The organism is Anaerovibrio lipolyticus LB2005 (assembly GCF_000621545.1).
Taxonomy (GTDB): domain Bacteria; phylum Bacillota; class Negativicutes; order Selenomonadales; family Selenomonadaceae; genus Anaerovibrio; species Anaerovibrio lipolyticus_A.
The window spans coordinates 179,151-196,845 of record NZ_JHYA01000005.1; the positions used below are offsets into that span (position 1 = coordinate 179,151).

The following is a 17,695-nucleotide window of genomic DNA, read 5'->3' on the forward strand; positions in this document are numbered from 1 at the left end:
CCTGTATGAGATGGGTTTTCTTTATTTATATAATGGGCAGATAGGCTTTCTGCGGTATCAGGGAAGATAGTTTTTTTACTCAACTATTCATTTATATATAGCTTAAATATTGGGATTAAAATTTATTTTAATTTTTTTTTAATGTTAGCAGGAATTATGGATATTATGTAGAAATATAAAATCATGTTCAGAATACCTGAGCGAATTTAAAGTTTAATATTGTGCACTGAGGGGTGCGCATGTGAAACGAAAGGGGTAAGTTTATTTATGAAGACAAGTAAGAAATTAGCATCCGCATTGATCGCTTTGGGCTTAGCTTTTGGTGCTGTAGGGGCAGACATGGCTACTACTGAGGCTGCTTCTGTTAGCGAGATTGCTCAGATTAACGTAAAGAAGGATGGCTCCAACTTCCAGTATTGGAATCAGGATTCTGCTTCCTTCAAGGCACTGAAGGCTTATGTTGAGGATGTTACCAATCCTAGCAGCCCTAACTTCATTCCTGTAAAGGATCGTGTATGCGTATCTGACATGGATGGTACTTTCTACGGCGAGTTGGCACCTACTTATTCTGAGTGGTATCTGTATTTCCATCGTATGTTCAATGACCCAACTTATAACCCAAGCCCAACTGAAAAGGCTTATGCTTTGGAATGCCTGAAGGCAGCTAAGGCTGGCAAGATTTCTGCTGACATGGATGAAGGCGAAGACCGTGCACAGTCCTATGCTTTCCAGGGTATGTCCATGGAGGACTTCGACAAGTATGTTGATAACTACTTCAGCAATGCACCTCTTGATGGACTCACTAACTGCACCTTTGCAGAGGCTTACTATCTGCCAATGGTAGAGGTTATTACTTATCTCCAGAACAACGGCTTCAACTTCTACGTTGTAACCGGTACTGACCGTCAGCTGGTTCGTCAGGCTCTGAAGGCTCCAATTCCTTCCATCAATGCTGACCATGTAATCGGTACTGACAGCTTGCCTGTTATGGAGCGTCAGGGCTGGGCTGGTTCTCAGTACTTCCTCTTCAATGAAGATGGCGCAAAAGATAAGGTAATGCGTGGCCCATTCCAGTTCACTGATAACAAGGCTGGTAAGGTTCAGAACATTGCTAAGGAAATCGGTATTCAGCCAGTTATCGCTCTTGGTAACTCCACTTCCGATGGTTCCATGCTGAACTATGCACTTGCTAACCCTAAGTATAAGAGCTTCGCTATGGGCGTATGCTGCGATGATAGCGTTCGTGACTGGGGTTCCCAGGCTAAGGGCGACAAGTTCAAGGCTTTCTGTGAGAAGTATGGCATTACTCCAATTTCCATGGCCAAGGATTGGAAGACTATCTATGGTTATAACGTAACCAAGACTCCTACCCGTGATTTTGATACTGCCAAGGATTTCAAAAAATAAGCATTTGGTTATATGAAATAACCCATCATTAAACACATAAAGGCTGTTTGTCAGGTGATTTATTCATCTGGCAGGCAGCCTTTTCTTATTGCAACGATTTATTATTGAACTGTTATGGCATTATATGTATAATATTCTAGGTGGTTTTTACGCCACATTTTTTGTGTGCAAAAAACTATGGATGGTTATTTTACCCAAGGAAAGGAAGTTATAATATATGGAACTGGATAGCCTTTCTTCGCTTGAAAAACGTGAGATTTTATTTACTGATATAAAAAATGCCATTGAGGTCAACTGGATCAACAATTCCAAGCTACCCAACAATGATGCTATTATTCGTTCTGTTCTCAACTTGTCAGATATTGATTCCGCTGAGGCACGCTTGAGACGTTTTGCACCATTTATCAAGATGATATTTCCAGAAACTGTAGAGTCAAAGGGAATAATTGAATCCCCATTGGTGGAGGTGCCAGAGCTAAGAAAAGCTCTTAACCGTGAAAAAATAGGTGCCAATTTGGCGGGTAAGCTCTATATGAAGATGGACAGTATGTTACCTATAGGAGGCTCCGTAAAGGATAGAGGCGGCATCTATGAGGTGCTGAAATATACCGAGGATTTGGCTGTAAAGAACGGTGTACTGGAAAGCTATGAGGATGATTATTGCAAGCTGGCCAGTCCTGCCGCCAAGGCCTTTTTTAGTACAAAAAAATTACATATAGGCTCCACTGGTAATTTGGGGCTTAGTGTAGGTCTTATGGGCAAGGCCATAGGTTACGAAATAATTGTTCACATGTCCTCTGACGCAGCGGAGTGGAAAAAAGAGCTGCTTCGCAGTAAAGGGGTAATCATAAAGACCTATGAGGGTGATTACGTTGAGGCTGTTTCCAAGGCAAGGGCCGAATCAGAGGTTGATGCCAATGGTCATTTTGTTGATGACGAGGATTCCAAAGAAATGTTTTTGGGCTACGCTGTTGCTGGCAAGAGGCTTAAAAAGCAGATGCGACAGCAGGGCATAGTAGTGGATGATAAGCATCCTCTGTTTGTATATATTCCATGTGGTGTAGGTGGTGCTCCTGGCGGTATTACCTTTGGCCTTAGACAGTTTTTGGGTGACAATGTACACTGCTTTTTTATAGAGCCAACCCAGGCTCCTTGTGTGCTTTTGGGTATGGTTACTGGCCTTTACAATAATATTACTGTTCAGGATATTGGACTATCCGGGAAAACCCATGCTGATGGACTGGCAGTGGGCAGACCATCGGCGGTTATTGGTGATTTCATCAAGCCATTTTTGACTGGAATTATTACTGTCAAGGACAAAAGACTTTTCGATTATTTGCGCATTTTGTGGGAGTCAGAAAAGATTTTCATAGAGCCTAGCTCCTGTTCAGCCATTCATGGTCCTGTTTGCTGGAGCCATTCCAAGGAGATGGATGATTATCTGGAGGATAATAATCTTCATCGTTATATGGAAAACGCAACCCATATTATTTGGGCCACCGGTGGTGGAATGGTGCCTGAGGATATTCGTCAGGAGCTTTTGGCGAAAAGAGTTTGATAAATATATAAATATAGATATTTAGTTGATTTGGAGTTGAAAAAATGGATTTTATGGTACTTTCCCTTCTGGTTTATCTGTTGGGAGCTGTGACATTTATTTGGCCGAAAAAGGCTGAATTAGTGGCACATTATTTTGGTATGCTTTGCTCCATTGCAGCCAGCGGATTGGTGGCTTTTTCATCATTGAGCTATCTTCTTTCCTCTGACAGCGTATGGCTTATTGATATGGCCTGGGGGCAATATACCCTGCAGGCCGATGGCTGGAGCGGGGCTTTTCTTTTGATTACTGGTGTAGCTGGTGTAATCATCAGTATTTATGCCATTGATTATGGCAAGGGATATCTGGGCAGCCGAATTAGGGCATTGGGTGGCCTATGGAATTTATTCCTTATGTCAATTGTTTTGGTACTCATTGCCGGTGATGCCTTTACCTTTATTATTGCTTGGGAAATCATGGCCTTGGTTTCCTTCTTGCTGGTAAATCATGAGTCGGAAAAGAAAAAGACTGTTAGTGCAGCTTATCAGTATATGGTAATGACCCATATTGGAACAGCGGCTATTATGGTGGCCTTTTACTTGGTAGCCAGTGCCGCAGAGAGCTTTTCCTTTATCGATATGGCCAACAATAATTTATCCGGTTACATGAAAAATGTGGCTTTTTTGTTTGCCTTTGGCGGCTTCGCTTTAAAGTCAGGTCTTATGCCACTTCATATATGGCTGCCAAATGCTCACCCGGCAGCACCTAGTCACGTATCTGCTCTTATGAGTGGTGTTATGTTAAAGGTGGCTCTTTATGGCTTTGGTCGCTTTGCCTTCCAGTTTATTGGTATGGATGTATTCTGGTATGGACTTATTGTAATGGTTGTGGGCCTGATTTCCGCCTTTTTAGGTGTACTCTATGCCACTATGGAAGTTGACATGAAGCGCATTTTGGCCTATTCCTCCGTGGAAAATATGGGTATTATTTTCTCAGCCTTTGGTTGTGGCATGGTGCTTTACTCCATGAAATTCCCTATGCTCTCCGTGGTTGCCTTTACTGCGGCCCTGGTTCATGCTGCCAGCCATAGCCTTATGAAGGGACTGCTCTTCATGAGTGCCGGATGTGTAATGCATGCTACTGGCAGTAAAAATATTGAACACATGGGTGGACTGGCAAGAAAAATGCCTTATACCGCTTTATTTACCTTGATTGGATCTATGGCCCTGTCTTCCATGCCATTCACCAGTGGCTTGGTAGGGGAGTGGCTTACTTTACAGAGCTTTATTACCTTTGCTCAGCAGGCTGGATCACCGGAATTACGTTTATTGGTGGTATTTGCCTTTATTATGCTGGGACTGACTGGTGCTACAGCCCTGGGTTGCTTTGTACGTATGTATGGCATTGCCTTTTTGGGTCGAGCCCGTACCAGTATAGTGGAGAAGGCTCACGAAATGCCGTTCTTCATGCTGGCTGGTCTGGCCCTTGAAGCTGTTTTGATTGTTTTTGTTGGTGTAATGCCAGATTTTCTGGTAAATCTTATGCAGCGGGTCGTTTCCGGAAGTGGCATTATCCTTATGGGCAATCCATTGGGAATAATGTGGGGTGGAAGCGGCTACTATGCACTGTATAGTCCTGCTCTTATCTTTATTGTCTTTGCTTTTATTGGTGTATTTATGGTTGCTGCCGTTTATCGTTCCAGCACCTTCCAGGCAAAGGAGGTTACATGGAACTGCGGTACTGTGCCTACCTCCCGTCAACAGTATTCTGCCACTGGCTTCAGTAAGCCACTGCGCCGCGCCTTTGACGGTATTCTCAATCCAAGGCGCCGTACCACATATCTCCGCAAGGAGCATGCTTATTTCGGTCGTAAGCTCCATTATGAGCTGTCCATTCCGGACCTCTTTAATGACAAGCTGTACAAGCCACTTCAGCAGATGCTGATAAATTCATCCTCATCCTTCCACAGAATTCAGGAGGGAAGTGTTAGTATTTATATTGGCTACACCATGGTGGCCATGATTGTTGTATTGATTTGGGGGGTACTGTTGTAATGGAATATATAGTGACAAGTATCGGCCTCAGTTTGGTACAGGGATTTGTGTTATTGCTGATTGCCCCATTGGTGGCTGGTATAATTAACAAGGTTAAGGCACGGCTCCAGAAGCGTCAGGGTGCCAGCATTTTTCAGGAGTATTTTGATATCTGCAAGTGGTGGAAGAAGGCCACAATTTTGACTCCATATACCGGGGTTATCTTTGTGCTGGCTCCAGTGGTTTATTTTATGACCTCTTTTATGGCAGCCACCATGGTTCCAGGCTTTCTGACTGGTCAGTTCAGTATGGGTGATGCCTTCATTTTCGTGTATATTTTAGCCCTGGGCCGTTTCTTTATGACCCTTTCTTCAATGGATGCGGCCACTTCCTTTGGCGGCATGGGTGGTTCCCGTGAAATCTACATTTCCGTATTGGTGGAGCCTGCGGTTATGCTGGCTATTCTCATTAACAGCATCCGCTATCATTCCACGACCCTTTCTGCCATGGTAATTGACTACAATGAGGCGTTCTTTACCGTGTCTGCTGTTTTGGCTTGTGTTGCCTTTTTCCTGGTTATGCTGGCAGAAAACAGCCGTCTTCCGGTGGACAATCCGGATACCCATTTGGAGCTAACCATGATTCACGAGTGCATGACTCTGGAGTATTCCGGAAAGCTTTTGTCCCTTATTCATTTGGGCAGCTATCTTAAAATTGTCGTTTTTCTGGCTTTGTTTGGTGCCCTTTATGTGCCGGTGGAAATTCCTTTGGCACTGAAGGTACTGTTGGGGGCAGTGCTTATCGGTATTGTGGAAACCCTCAACAATAAAATGCGCCTTTTCAAGGTCCGTGTATATCTTGGTGCCGCAATAGTTCTCTTATTGCTGGCTATTATTGCAGAATAAGGGGGTCACAGAAATATGGATTATTTAGTAGTGTTCTTAGTTCTTGTGGTTTTCCTGCAAACCAGAGTTACGGACTTAAAAAGAGCAGTTATCTGTTTGGCTAGTCAGTCGGTAATCATTGCAATTGCTTGCTTTGTTATCGGTTTTTCCCATGGCAACGACATCCATGCCATAATGCCTGGTGTATTGACTCTTATCGTTAAGGTTATCTTCATTCCAGGTGCTGTATATCGTCTGGTAAACAAATTGAAAAACGAGCGGGAAATCGTTTCCGCCAGTAATGTAAATTATTCCACCATGGCGGCGGCCCTCTTTTTAGTAATGGGCTATGCCTTGGTTGAGCGTCTTATGCCTGGTTCTGTTGGCCGTGATATAGTGGCAGCGTCTATTTTGATGATTATGACCGGCCTTTCACTGATGGTGCTCCGAAAGCGTGCCATTATTCAGATTTGCGGTCTTATAACCTTGGAAAATGGCATCTATCTGTTAGGCCTTCTCATGACTGAAGGCTTGCCTCTGGTGGTGGAGCTTGGCGTTTTCCTGGATGTGCTGATTGCCGTAGTGGTTCTGGTTATACTTACCTCCAGAATGCGTCTGTCCTTTATGACAACTGATACAAGCGTAATGAAAAAATTGAAGGGGTAATTTATGAATTTAGATATACGAGAATTAATATATATAATACTTGCCCTACCATTGGTTTTCAGCGCTATCTCGGCGGTAAATTTTCTGGGCAAGAATGTACTTCATTGGTTGAACCGTTTGGTGGCAACCGGAGTTGGGGCAGCTATTGTTATGCTGCTGATGACCTTTGATGCCAATATCCCATTTGCTGGTCAATACATCTATTTAGATGCCCTCAGTATGTGGATGCTTATGATAATTGGTACTCTGTATTTTGCCTTTGCCTGGACCAGTAAGGCATACTTGGATAGAGATACCAATAAGCGCTATGGATACCTTAGACGCTTTGGTTATCTCGAGGGGCGTTTCTATGCTCTTTCCCATATATTCGTATGGATTATGATGCTGGTGGTGCTGGTAAATAATTTGGGTCTTATGTGGGTTACCATTGAGGCGACCACCTTGGTTTCAGCATTGTTGGTGGCCTTTAAGTTTACCCGTACCTCCTTGGAGGCTACATGGAAGTATGTAATGGTATGTACAGTAGGTATCTGTCTGGCCCTTTTGGGTACCATTATTGTTTACTATATTCAGCTTTCTGCCATGGGCAGCGATAACCCATTAAATTGGCTGTACATGGTGGAGCACAGCAAGAATATCGATCCGGTTATGGCTAAGTTCGCCTTTTGCTTTCTCTTTGTGGGCTATGGTACCAAGATTGGTTTAGCACCAATGCACGCCTGGTTGCCTGATGCCCACTCCGAGGCCCCGGCCTTGACCAGTGGTCTGTTATCCGGCTCATTATGTATTTGTGCTATTTATGTGCTTATCCGTAACATCGTTATTCTCATGCCATCTATTGGCATAGATTTCATCAGCGGCTTATGCCTGTTTTTTGGTATATTTACCATTGCTGTGGCTGTACCGTTTGTGGTGGTGCAGCGCGACATCAAGCGCATGCTGGCCTATTCCTCCATGGAAAACTTCGGCCTTATGGTTGCAGGACTTGGTTTATTTGTACCAATTGCCGCTCAGGCCATGCTGCTGCACATGTTTAACCATGCACTGGTAAAATATTCACTGTTTTATACAGCTGGTACTATTATGGAGGAGTACGGAACGAAAAATATGATGCGGATTCATGGCATGATGGTTCAGGTGCCTCGGACAGCCTGCTTTTTACTTCTAAGTATTGTTGCTATCCTTGGTATGCCACCATTTGGTGTATTTTTCAGTAAATTTTACATGATCTATGGCTTCTTTACCGCCGAGCATCCTTGGTTGGGCGTTATCACCCTGATATTGTTGGCTGGTATGCTGATTGGTATCCTGTATCATATTCTCCGCATGATGGGTGGTCAGTCGAAAAAGAAATCCTCCGGAGAGCTTTTTGGTGTTATTGATTCCTTGACCATTGCCGGATTGCTAATCTTTAGTGGAATTGCCAGTGCCGGGTTAAGTGAAATTACTGTCCTTAACCGCCTGTTGGAGGCTGCGGCCAAGATTGTATTGGGAGGTGTCGCATAATGATGACAACTATTATGCCAGAGGCCATCCTTATGGCAGCTGAAAAGATGTCCGCAGGTGGCAAGCATCCTCTCACAGCCATGTTTGGTCGTGATGAAACAGCCAATGGTGTGGGCTATGTTATATATTGTTATTTTGAAATTCCCGAAAATAAGACCGTGGATGGATTTAAGGTAGTATTTAATCCAAACGGTTCTTTGGAGTATGATAGTATCACCCATATTATCCCGGCGGCTGCCTGGTATGAAAGGGAAATTAAGGATATGTTTGGCTTGGTGCCAAAGGGTCATCCTGATCTTCGCTCATTAGTGCTTCATGAAACCTTTCCAGAGGATTTTTACCCTCTCCGTAAGAACGTAAAGGTTAATGCCAAGGTGCGGGGGGAACGCCAGTTTAAGGTGCGTACTGCCAAGGGTGAAGGCCTTTTTGAGGTGCCGGTTGGACCAATTCATGCTGGTATCATTGAGCCAGGGCATTTCCGCTTCAGTCAGGCCGGTGAAGCCATGCTTCAGCTGGATGCCAAGCTCTTTTACACTCATCGTGGCATAGAAAAGGCAGTGGAGGGCAAGACTCCTTATGAGGCTCTGCCTATAGTGGAGCGCATTTGCGGGGCCTGCAGTGTTTCCAACACCTGGAGCTTCTGTCAGGCGGTGGAAAAGGCTGTTAATGTTAAGGTTCCAAGACGTGCTGAAATTATCCGCACCCTGTTAATGGAGCTGGAACGTATCACCAATCATGTTGGCGATATCGGCAATATTCCCGCAGGTGTGGGCTTCAATCCAGCCATCAGCCTTGGTGGCCGCCTGAAGGAAAAGCTGATGCGTCTCTGCGAGGCCGTGGCGGGGAATCGTTTCCTCAGGGGCATGATTATCCCCGGCGGTGTGTCCATGGATATTACTCCTGAGCTTTGTGACCGTATTCATCAAGTGATGGATGAGGTGGCTGATGGAGTGGAGGATATGGCCACCATGTTCCGTGAGCAGGAGAATTTCCAGAATCGTATTCAGACCACTGGTATTGTGCGCAACCAGACTGCCATGGATTTGGCCATGGTGGGCGTTGGTGCCAGAGCCAGTGGCTATAGCCATGACAGTCGCTGCGACTTCTCTTATGGAGTCTATGATGAGCTGGACTTTAAGCCATATACCAAGACCATGGGGGATGTGGCAGCCCGTCTGCTGGTTCGCATCGGTGAGCTGTCTGCTTCCTTTGAAATGGTGGATAAGCTCATTGAATTGCTGAATAGCTGTGGGGAACAGGAGCTTTCCGTGGCAATGGAATATAATGAAGGTTCTGGCTGGGGCATCAGTGAATCTGCACGTGGCAGTAATTTCCAGTATGTGGCTCTTGATGGTGATGGCCGCATTGACAGACTCTTTGTCCGCAGTGCTTCCTATGCCAACTGGCCAGCCCTGCCTATTGCGGTTCAGGGTGATATTATTCCTGATTTCCCGCTTATTAACAAGAGCTTCGAGCTTTGCTATGCCTGCATTGACAGATAAGGAGAGATGAGTAAAAGCTATGTTTAAGGTTTTAGAACGTATTTTTAAAGACAAGCTGGCTACTGAGAAAATCTCTCTGGCAGGCAGTGATAGATATAGAGGGCCAATAGAGGGCAGTGCTAATGGTGATGTACTTAAGGCGTGTGCCGCTGTTTGTCCCGTAAAGGCCTTTGCTGTATCTGGTGAAGATTATACCATTGACTACAAGAAATGTATTTTTTGTGGTCGTTGTGTGGAGGCCTGTGCCAATAAGGCCATAAATGAGTCCGGACTTCAGCATAAGCATGAGGATGCTCTGCCAGTATTGCTGGAAAGCGGCCAGGAGGTTTTACAGGATGTGTTAAAGGAGAAGCTGGGGCGTTCTCTCCATGTTCGTCATTTAGATGCTGGTTCCTGTAATGCCTGTGACTTTGAAATGGGGGCCATGAGTAATCCTGTTTACGATTTGCATCGCTATGGTGTTCATTTTGTGGCATCTCCAAGACATGCGGATATGCTAATGGTGACCGGCGTGGTAACCCGTAATTTGGAGCAGGCTCTTAAGATGTCCTATGATGCTCTTCCAGAGCCAAAGCTGGTAATGGCCTGTGGTGCCTGTGCAGCTGGTGGCGAAACCTATGGTGACACATACGCAGTTGTAGGAGCCGCTGATAAGGTGGTGCCGGTTGATTTATATGTACCAGGCTGTCCTCCAAGACCAACAGCCATGATTATGGGATTGTTGGCGGCTGCTGATATGCTAAAGGAAAAAATGAAATAATTAATTTACATGAATCGGGCTGCGTATTGCAGTCCGATTTTTTGGTGGGAAAATTAAAATTAAATTGCCTAAATATTACATGTATACATGCAAAACCTATATTAAATTTACCGTTTATGGTATAATATGTAACTGTGTTCACTGTATAAATACAGATACATAAAATTTAGGGGGATTGTTTTTATGAAACACGACGAGAATGAGTTTATGCAACACGAATTGCGTCTGCCTGAACTCACAGTTCGTGGTATGCTGCTGGGCGCTTTACTTACAGTGATATTTACTGCATCCAATGTATACCTCGGACTAAAGGTAGGACTTACTTTTTCCTCCGCCATTCCGGCGGCGGTAATATCCATGGCGGTCTTAAAGATGGCCAAGGATGCGAATATTTTGGAAAATAATATGGTACAGACCCAGGCATCAGCGGCTGGTACTCTTTCAGCAATTATTTTCATTATTCCTGGTATGCTGATGATTGGTTATTGGCAGGGCTTTGAATTTTGGCAGACCCTGTTGGTTTCCCTGTGTGGTGGCTGTCTGGGCGTATTATTTACCATACCATTACGACGGGCTATGGTTGTACACAGTGATTTAGCCTATCCTGAGGGCGTGGCAGCAGCTGAAATCTTGAAGGCTGGCAGCCATTCCGAGGATACTGATGGCAAGAGCAGTGGTCTTAAGGAAATTATGGCCGGAAGTATTATTTCTGGTATTGTAGCATTGCTGACCAATGGCTTTCAGGTGATAGCTGGCGGTCTTTCTCTGTGGTTCCCTGTAGGCCGTGGTATTTCTCAGATTGCTTGTGGTTATTCTGGCGCATTGGTTGGTGCCGGATATTTGATAGGTCTCACATCTGGTTTAGCTATTTTGGTGGGTATCATTATCGCCTGGTGCGGTTTTGTGCCATACTATACCATGACTGGAATACTGCCAGATGGTATGACCATGGAACAGTTTGGTGGCGTTATCTTCAAGGATAGGGTTCGTCTTATCGGTGCTGGTACCATGGGCGTTGCCGCTATTTGGACCCTTATTACTCTGGCCAAGCCAGTAATTGAGGGAATGAAGGAATCATTGGCTGCGGTGAATATGTCCTCTGAGGAACGGGGCCTGCATCGCATGGATATTGATATGTCTCTTAAGAGCATTGGAGCAGTATTTGCCCTGACTATGATAGGTCTTTTGGGGATTTTCTTCGTCTTTGTTTCCGCCGAAGGACTTCCTATGAATGAGACCCTTACCTTTACCGTTGTTGGCGTTGCTGTGGCCACCCTTATGGGATTCTTTGTGGCAGCGGCCTGCGCTTATATGGCTGGTCTGGTTGGTACATCCTCCAGTCCTATTTCCGGTATTGGAATCATTGGTATTATAGTTTCTTCTCTGGTAGTTTTGTTCCTGGCAAATTCCTTTGGCATCTTTGATATGCCAGGTGGAGAAAAGTTTGCTACTGCAACTGCAATTTTTACTACCTCAATTATTTTAGCCATCGCCTGCATATCCAATGATAATATGCAGGATTTGAAAACTGGTTATCTTGTTGGTGCTACACCTTGGCGTCAGCAGGTGGCTCTGTTATTGGGCTGCGTAGTAGGTGCTTTGGTAATTGCTCCGGTTCTTAATCTCCTTTATGAAGCCTATGGCTTTGTAGGAGCTATGCCACGTCCCGATATGGATCCGGATCAGGTTCTTTCTGCTCCACAGGCCACATTGATGACTACAATTGCCCAGGGTATTTTCTCCAGTGAATTGGCATGGGAATATATCTATATTGGCATTGGACTTGGCGTTGTTCTGATTTTGGCCGACCAGCTGTTGAAGAAGACCACCAAGAGCTGTGCCTTGCCACCATTGGCTGTAGGCATGGGTATTTACCTTCCACCATCTGTTCAGCTCCCATTGGTAATTGGTGCAGTTATGGGCTACTTTGTAAATAAGAGTGTCAGAAAGGCCAAGGGAGAAGAGGGAGAAGCCGAGGGCCTGCGCCGTGGTACCCTGTTTGCTTCTGGTCTGATAGTTGGTGAATCAATTATCGGTGTAATACTGGCTGGTATTATAGTAGTATCCATATCTGGTGGCGGTAGTGATGCACCACTGGCTATTTCCGGTTTTGAAGCTGTCGCTGATTGGTTGGGCTTTATTGTATTTATGGTTGTAATGGCCATTTTTGTGAAGATTGTTAAGGGCAACGCAAACAATTGATTTATATTTTATTTAAGAGGCGAATGTAGTGATGTTGGATTATTCAGATGAAATGATTATAGATGGCGTGCTGGAAGAATTTTCTCAGCTGGCCAGGATTCCCAGAAAATCTGGTCATGAGAAGGCAGTCAGCGACTATTTGGTGAAAGCCTTTTCTGATATCGGCTGTGAAGTACATCAGGATGAGGTAAATAATGTAATAGCTGATTTGCCCGCCACTGATGGCATGGAGTCTGCCCAAAAAATTATATTGCAGGGTCACATGGACATGGTTTGTGTGGCAGATCATGGTGTGAATTATGATCCGTTAAAGGACCCTATAAAGCTGGTGCGGGATGAAAAATTCCTCTCTGCAGATGGTACCAGCCTGGGTGCCGATGATGGTATTGGTGTTGCAGAGGCTCTTTATATTATGAAGAATCTGAAAAAACACGGACCACTGCGGGCCATAATCACTGTGGATGAGGAGCAGGGAATGACTGGTGCCGTTCATCTGGATGCCAAATATCTAAAGGATGCCCAGTATCTCATTAACTGTGATTCGGAAAACTATGACGAGCTCACCGTGGGATCTGCCGGCAGCGTTAATATTGATTTCAATCGTCAGCTGGAATATTCAGCACCTACTGGCAATAAGGCATATAAGATACACCTCAAGGGACTTCTTGGTGGTCATTCCGGCATGGAAATCAATAAAGGTCGGGCAAATGCCATTCGCATTATGGCTATGCTTCTTAATGCCCTTGATGAGGCTGGTATATCCTATGAGCTGGCCTCTTTTACAGGGGGCAAGGCAAGAAATTCCATTCCTGCAGAAGCAGAGGTGGTTATCTCCACCATGGCTGAGGACCAGGTTGTCCAAGAGGTTATTGATGCTGAGCGCGATAGCTGTCTTGATAAATACGGTGCTGTAGATAATGGTATTGAGTTTGAGCTTACTGCTGCTGCTCAGCCTCAGCGGGTTATGAGTGAGGATGACCGCGATAGTATCATTCGTCTGTTGATTTCCTTGCATAGTGGGGTATATGCCATGTCCCAGGTGGTACCAGGCTTGGTGGAAACCTCTGCCAATATCGGCATGGTGAAGCTGAAGGATGGGGAAGTGTTGAGTATTGCTTATTTCCCTCGTTCCTCCAATGATGCCAAGATAGATGAGTTTATCCTTCAGGCGGATATACTGGCTCAGATGGCTGGCTTTACTGCTGTTATAGATAATCAGGCACCTGGATGGAAGGAAAATCAAAATAGCAAGCTGGCCAAGGTGATGCTGGAGGTTTTTGAGACCCAGAATGGGATGCCGATGAAGGTGGAAACCATCCATGCGGGGCTGGAGTGTGGCTATCATGTTATGAAAAATCCAGAGCTGGATGTGGTATCCATTGGCGTAAACACCTTTGATATTCATAGTCCAAAGGAAAGACTGGAGCTGGCCACCATTCCACCACAGATTAAGCTTATTGTGGAAACCATGGGCCGACTGGCTGAATAAAAATTAAATTATCGCATAATTTTGTAGAAATACAGATATGACAGGTTCCTTTGTCAAGGGAGCCTGTCTTTTTCTTTTGTTTAATTTTTGGAAAAGTCTGGCAATTAACTTTGCCAAATGATAAAATGTAGCCAAGGAAAAGTGTTTCTTAATTTTTTAATCATAGGAGTGATTATATGTTTAAAGAATTAGCTTATTATGATGGACAGTTAGGTACCCCTGATGAAGTGATGATACCGTTCAATGACCGGTCTCATTTCTTTGGTGATGGTGTATATGAGGCTACACCAGCCGGTAATCACGTTCCTTATCTGGTAGAGGATCATCTGGACAGATTTTATACCAGTGCAAATATTATGGATATTAAGATTCCTATGGAAAAGGATGAATTAAAGAAGCTCCTGCAGGATTTGACCAAGCAGGTGGAAGGCCATACCCATTTTGTATATTGGCAGGTTACCCGTGGACTGGCAGCCCGGGACCATGTATATAGCAAGGATATGGTGGGCAAGCTGTGGGTTTACATCCGCCCTTCCAAAATTGGTGATATGGAAAATCCAATAAAGGTGCAGACCCATGAGGATTTGCGTTTTGAATACGGCAATGTGAAGACCCTGAATCTCCTCCCTGCTGTTTTATATTCCCAGGAGGCACATCATAAGGGCGTCACGGAGACAATTCTCCATCGTAAGGGCATAGTTACTGAGTGTGCCCACAGCAATGTTTCTATTTTAAAGGACGGGGCAGTGATTTCCCATCCAAATGACCAGTATATTTTACGGGGTATTGCCAAGACCCACATGATTCAGGCCTGCTATCGCCTGGGGATTCCGGTTTACGAGCGGGAATACACTTTGGAGGAGCTTATGGATGCAGACGAGATTTTTGTAACTTCATCCTCAAACTTCCTTACCTTTGCTGATACTGTGGACGGCAAACCGGCGGGGAACAAGGACCCTAAGACCAGAAACCGCCTTAAGGACGAGCTGATTAGGGAATATTTTGAATATACCGGCTGTACCAAGCTGAATGGCTGATTAAAGTGATTACAGATTTTATTGATAACAAATTTGAATATGTGAGCGATGAGGCTCAGCACATTAAGAAAACAGGGGCCTGCTTCTTTTGGGATGTGGGTCCCTTTGTTGTATTTGAGGAAAAACGCTTACCAATGGAGGAAAAAATGAGCTGTGTGGATTTGAATTGTGATTTGGGCGAGAGCTTTGGTGCCTATACCATGGGTATGGATGAGGCGGTCATACCCCATGTTACTTCTGTGAATGTGGCCTGTGGCTGGCATGCCGGAGATCCCCTTATTATGGAAAAGACTGTGGCCTTGGCCAAAAAGCATGGAGTGGCTGTGGGAGCTCATCCAGGCTTTCCGGATTTAATGGGCTTTGGCCGTCGTCCTATGACCGTGACTCCTGAGGAGGCCGGGGCCTATGTAAAATACCAGCTGGGGGCGCTTATGGCCTTTGCCAGGGGACATGGAATGGAGCTTCAGCACGTTAAGCCCCATGGCGCCCTTTATAACATGGCGGCTAAGGATGAAGCTCTTGCCACTGGTATTTGCGAGGCTATTGCCTCTGTTGACAGGAGCATTATATTTATGGGACTGGCTGGCTCGGTTATGCTAGAGGCAGCTAAAAAGTGCGGCCTTGAAGTGGCCAGTGAGGTTTTTGCAGACAGAGCCTACAATGATGATGGTTCCCTTGTAAACAGAAAGCTCCCTGGAGCTGTGATTCATGATCCTCAGTTGGCTATGGAAAGGGCTGTAAAAATGGCCAAGGAGGGAAAGGTTATCTCCATTAATGGTAAGGAAATCAATATAAAGGCAGACAGCATCTGTGTTCATGGAGATAATGAAAAGGCCATTGAGTTGGTACAAAATATCCGCAAAGCCCTGGAAGGTGCTGGAATAGAGGTTAGGAGCCTGAAATAATGGAAGCTATGAGAATTCTTACTGTAGGTGACTGCGCTGTATCTGTGGAGTTCGGCCAGGAAATCAGTCTGGAAATTAATCATAAGGTTATGGCTCTGAAAATGGTGCTGGAGCGGGAGCCCATCAGGGGAATTGTGGAGCTGATACCCACCTATTGCTCCCTGCTTATTCAATATGACCCTATGGACCTTCGCTATGGGCAGCTGCGGGACAGGCTGGAAGCCTTGGTAACTCAGTTGGATGAGGTGGAAATGCCACCAAAACAGGTGGTGGAAATTCCCGTGGTCTATGGCGGTGAATATGGCCCTGATTTGGGAGAGGTTGCCAGAGCCCATAATATCAGCGAGGAGGAGGTTATAAAGCTCCATTCTGAGCCGGAATATCCCATTTATATGCTGGGCTTTGTGGCGGGATTTCCCTATCTGGGGGGGATGAACAAGGCCATTGCCACACCCCGGAAGCAAAGTCCCCGCCTTAAAATTGAGGCGGGCAGTGTGGGCATAGCCGGTGAGCAGACGGGTATCTATTCCGTGGAATCTCCTGGTGGCTGGCAGATTATTGGCCGCACCCCATTAAAGCTATATGACGTGAATCGTAATGAACCTGTGCTGCTAAAGGCTGGGCAGTACATTAAATTTAAACCAATTACCAAAGAAGAATTTAGGGCGATGGAAAATGAGCATAAAGGTGATTAACAGTGGACTTATGACCACGATACAGGATAAGGGGAGAATGGGCTATCAGGCCAGCGGTATGCAGGTATCCGGGGATATGGACAGATATTCGGCCAGTATCGCCAATGCCTTGGTAGGCAATGAGGATGATGCCCCATTGCTGGAATGTACCTATTTGGGACCGGAGTTGGAGGCCAGTGAGGATGTGCTGGTGGCAGTAACAGGTGGTGAACCAAAGGTTTTGGTAGATAATAAGCCTGTTCATGCCTATGAGTCCTTGATTCTTCATAAGGGGCAGCATATTAAGGTAGCCTCCATGGATGAAGGGATCAGAGCTTATATAGCCATAGATGGTGGCATCGATGTTCCGCTGGTGCTGGGAAGCCATTCCACCAATTTAAAGCTGGGAATAGGCGGCGCAGAAGGCAGCAAGCTGTATAACGGTGAAGTGCTGAATACGGGAAGGCCCACAGATTTGGCCAAGGCCATTATTTCCGGGAAGTCCCATATCCGCCATACGGATCATGAATATATGGCCCATCATCATTTGTGGCAGGAAAATAATCACGGTGACAGCCATGAAATACGTATTGTGCTAGGGCCACAGGATGATTATTTCACCCCGGAGGCGGTAAAAGCCCTTGATGGTGCAGTTTATACCATATCCAACGATTCTGACCGCATGGGCTATCGTTTGGAGGGGGATATAATTCAGCGTGCCACCCAAAGGGATATGATTACTGATGGCATAGTATTTGGTTCCATACAGGTGCCTCCAAATGGACAGCCAATTATTATGATGGCAGACCATCAGACCACCGGCGGCTATCCAAAGGTGGCTACGGTTATTTCGGCTGATTTGCCCCTTTTAGCCCAGTGTTCTCCTGGCAGTAAGATAACCTTTAAGGTGATTTCAGTGGAGGAAGCCCAGGATATTTACGTTCAATTTCGGTTGGCCATGAAGGAGCAGATTGCACTTATGGATAAGGACACAGAAGATGAAGAATGGCCGGACAGCCGGCCCGGGGTAAGGAATTATAATTTGAAAATTGACGGACAACTTTTTCGGGTGTCTGTGGAAGAAGTAAAATGA

General features: G+C 45.3%; 14 protein-coding genes. All 14 read left to right on the top strand.

Translation table 11 applies throughout. The annotated features are described in order from the left end of the window. Window positions 1–267: 267 nt before the first annotated feature. The 14 genes from T355_RS0106335 (at window position 268) to T355_RS0106400 (ending at window position 17,695) form a co-directional block, all read left to right on the top strand. Window positions 268–1,407: an HAD family hydrolase gene (locus T355_RS0106335; protein ID WP_027397026.1), complete on the top strand. Its 1,140-nt coding sequence runs from the start codon at window positions 268–270 to the stop codon at window positions 1,405–1,407. A 217-nt stretch (window positions 1,408–1,624) separates the two neighbouring features. After that, on the top strand, window positions 1,625–2,965 hold the full coding sequence (locus T355_RS0106340; protein ID WP_051555425.1) for a D-serine ammonia-lyase: 1,341 nt from the start codon (window positions 1,625–1,627) through the stop codon (window positions 2,963–2,965). A gap of 44 nt (window positions 2,966–3,009) precedes the next feature. Continuing rightward, a complete protein-coding gene (locus T355_RS0106345; protein WP_027397028.1) occupies window positions 3,010–4,998 on the top strand; it encodes a proton-conducting transporter membrane subunit in 1,989 nt (662 codons plus the stop codon). Then, window positions 4,998–5,882 (top strand): respiratory chain complex I subunit 1 family protein, encoded by an 885-nt coding sequence (locus tag T355_RS0106350; RefSeq protein WP_027397029.1) that lies wholly within the window; start codon window positions 4,998–5,000, stop codon window positions 5,880–5,882. Before T355_RS0106345 ends, T355_RS0106350 begins: the two co-directional genes overlap by 1 nt. 15 nt (window positions 5,883–5,897) lie before the next feature. Continuing rightward, on the top strand, window positions 5,898–6,527 hold the full coding sequence (locus T355_RS0106355) for a hydrogenase (protein ID WP_027397030.1): 630 nt from the start codon (window positions 5,898–5,900) through the stop codon (window positions 6,525–6,527). A gap of 3 nt (window positions 6,528–6,530) precedes the next feature. Continuing rightward, window positions 6,531–8,033, top strand: coding sequence for a proton-conducting transporter membrane subunit (locus tag T355_RS0106360; protein ID WP_051555426.1), 1,503 nt, complete (start codon window positions 6,531–6,533; stop codon window positions 8,031–8,033). Next, entirely contained in the window at window positions 8,033–9,535 is a 1,503-nt protein-coding gene (locus T355_RS0106365) for an NADH-quinone oxidoreductase subunit C (RefSeq protein ID WP_051555427.1), read from the top strand. The genes T355_RS0106360 and T355_RS0106365 overlap by 1 nt, the downstream gene beginning before the upstream one ends. A gap of 19 nt (window positions 9,536–9,554) precedes the next feature. Next, entirely contained in the window at window positions 9,555–10,295 is a 741-nt protein-coding gene (nuoB, locus tag T355_RS0106370) for an NADH-quinone oxidoreductase subunit NuoB (RefSeq protein ID WP_027397033.1), read from the top strand. A 183-nt stretch (window positions 10,296–10,478) separates the two neighbouring features. Then, a complete protein-coding gene (locus tag T355_RS0106375) occupies window positions 10,479–12,497 on the top strand; it encodes an OPT family oligopeptide transporter (RefSeq protein WP_027397034.1) in 2,019 nt (672 codons plus the stop codon). Window positions 12,498–12,528: 31 nt separating this feature from the next. Further along, window positions 12,529–13,986 (top strand): beta-Ala-His dipeptidase, encoded by a 1,458-nt coding sequence (gene pepD / locus T355_RS0106380; protein WP_027397035.1) that lies wholly within the window; start codon window positions 12,529–12,531, stop codon window positions 13,984–13,986. Between the two features lie 176 nt (window positions 13,987–14,162). Further along, entirely contained in the window at window positions 14,163–15,023 is an 861-nt protein-coding gene (locus tag T355_RS0106385) for an aminotransferase class IV (protein WP_027397036.1), read from the top strand. Between the two features lie 5 nt (window positions 15,024–15,028). Next, on the top strand, window positions 15,029–15,928 hold the full coding sequence (locus T355_RS0106390) for a 5-oxoprolinase subunit PxpA (RefSeq protein ID WP_331279585.1): 900 nt from the start codon (window positions 15,029–15,031) through the stop codon (window positions 15,926–15,928). Continuing rightward, complete coding sequence (pxpB, locus tag T355_RS0106395) at window positions 15,928–16,623, top strand: 5-oxoprolinase subunit PxpB (protein ID WP_037329929.1); 696 nt, start codon at window positions 15,928–15,930, stop codon at window positions 16,621–16,623. The genes T355_RS0106390 and pxpB overlap by 1 nt, the downstream gene beginning before the upstream one ends. Then, a complete protein-coding gene (locus T355_RS0106400) occupies window positions 16,604–17,695 on the top strand; it encodes a biotin-dependent carboxyltransferase family protein (RefSeq protein ID WP_027397039.1) in 1,092 nt (363 codons plus the stop codon). The genes pxpB and T355_RS0106400 overlap by 20 nt, the downstream gene beginning before the upstream one ends.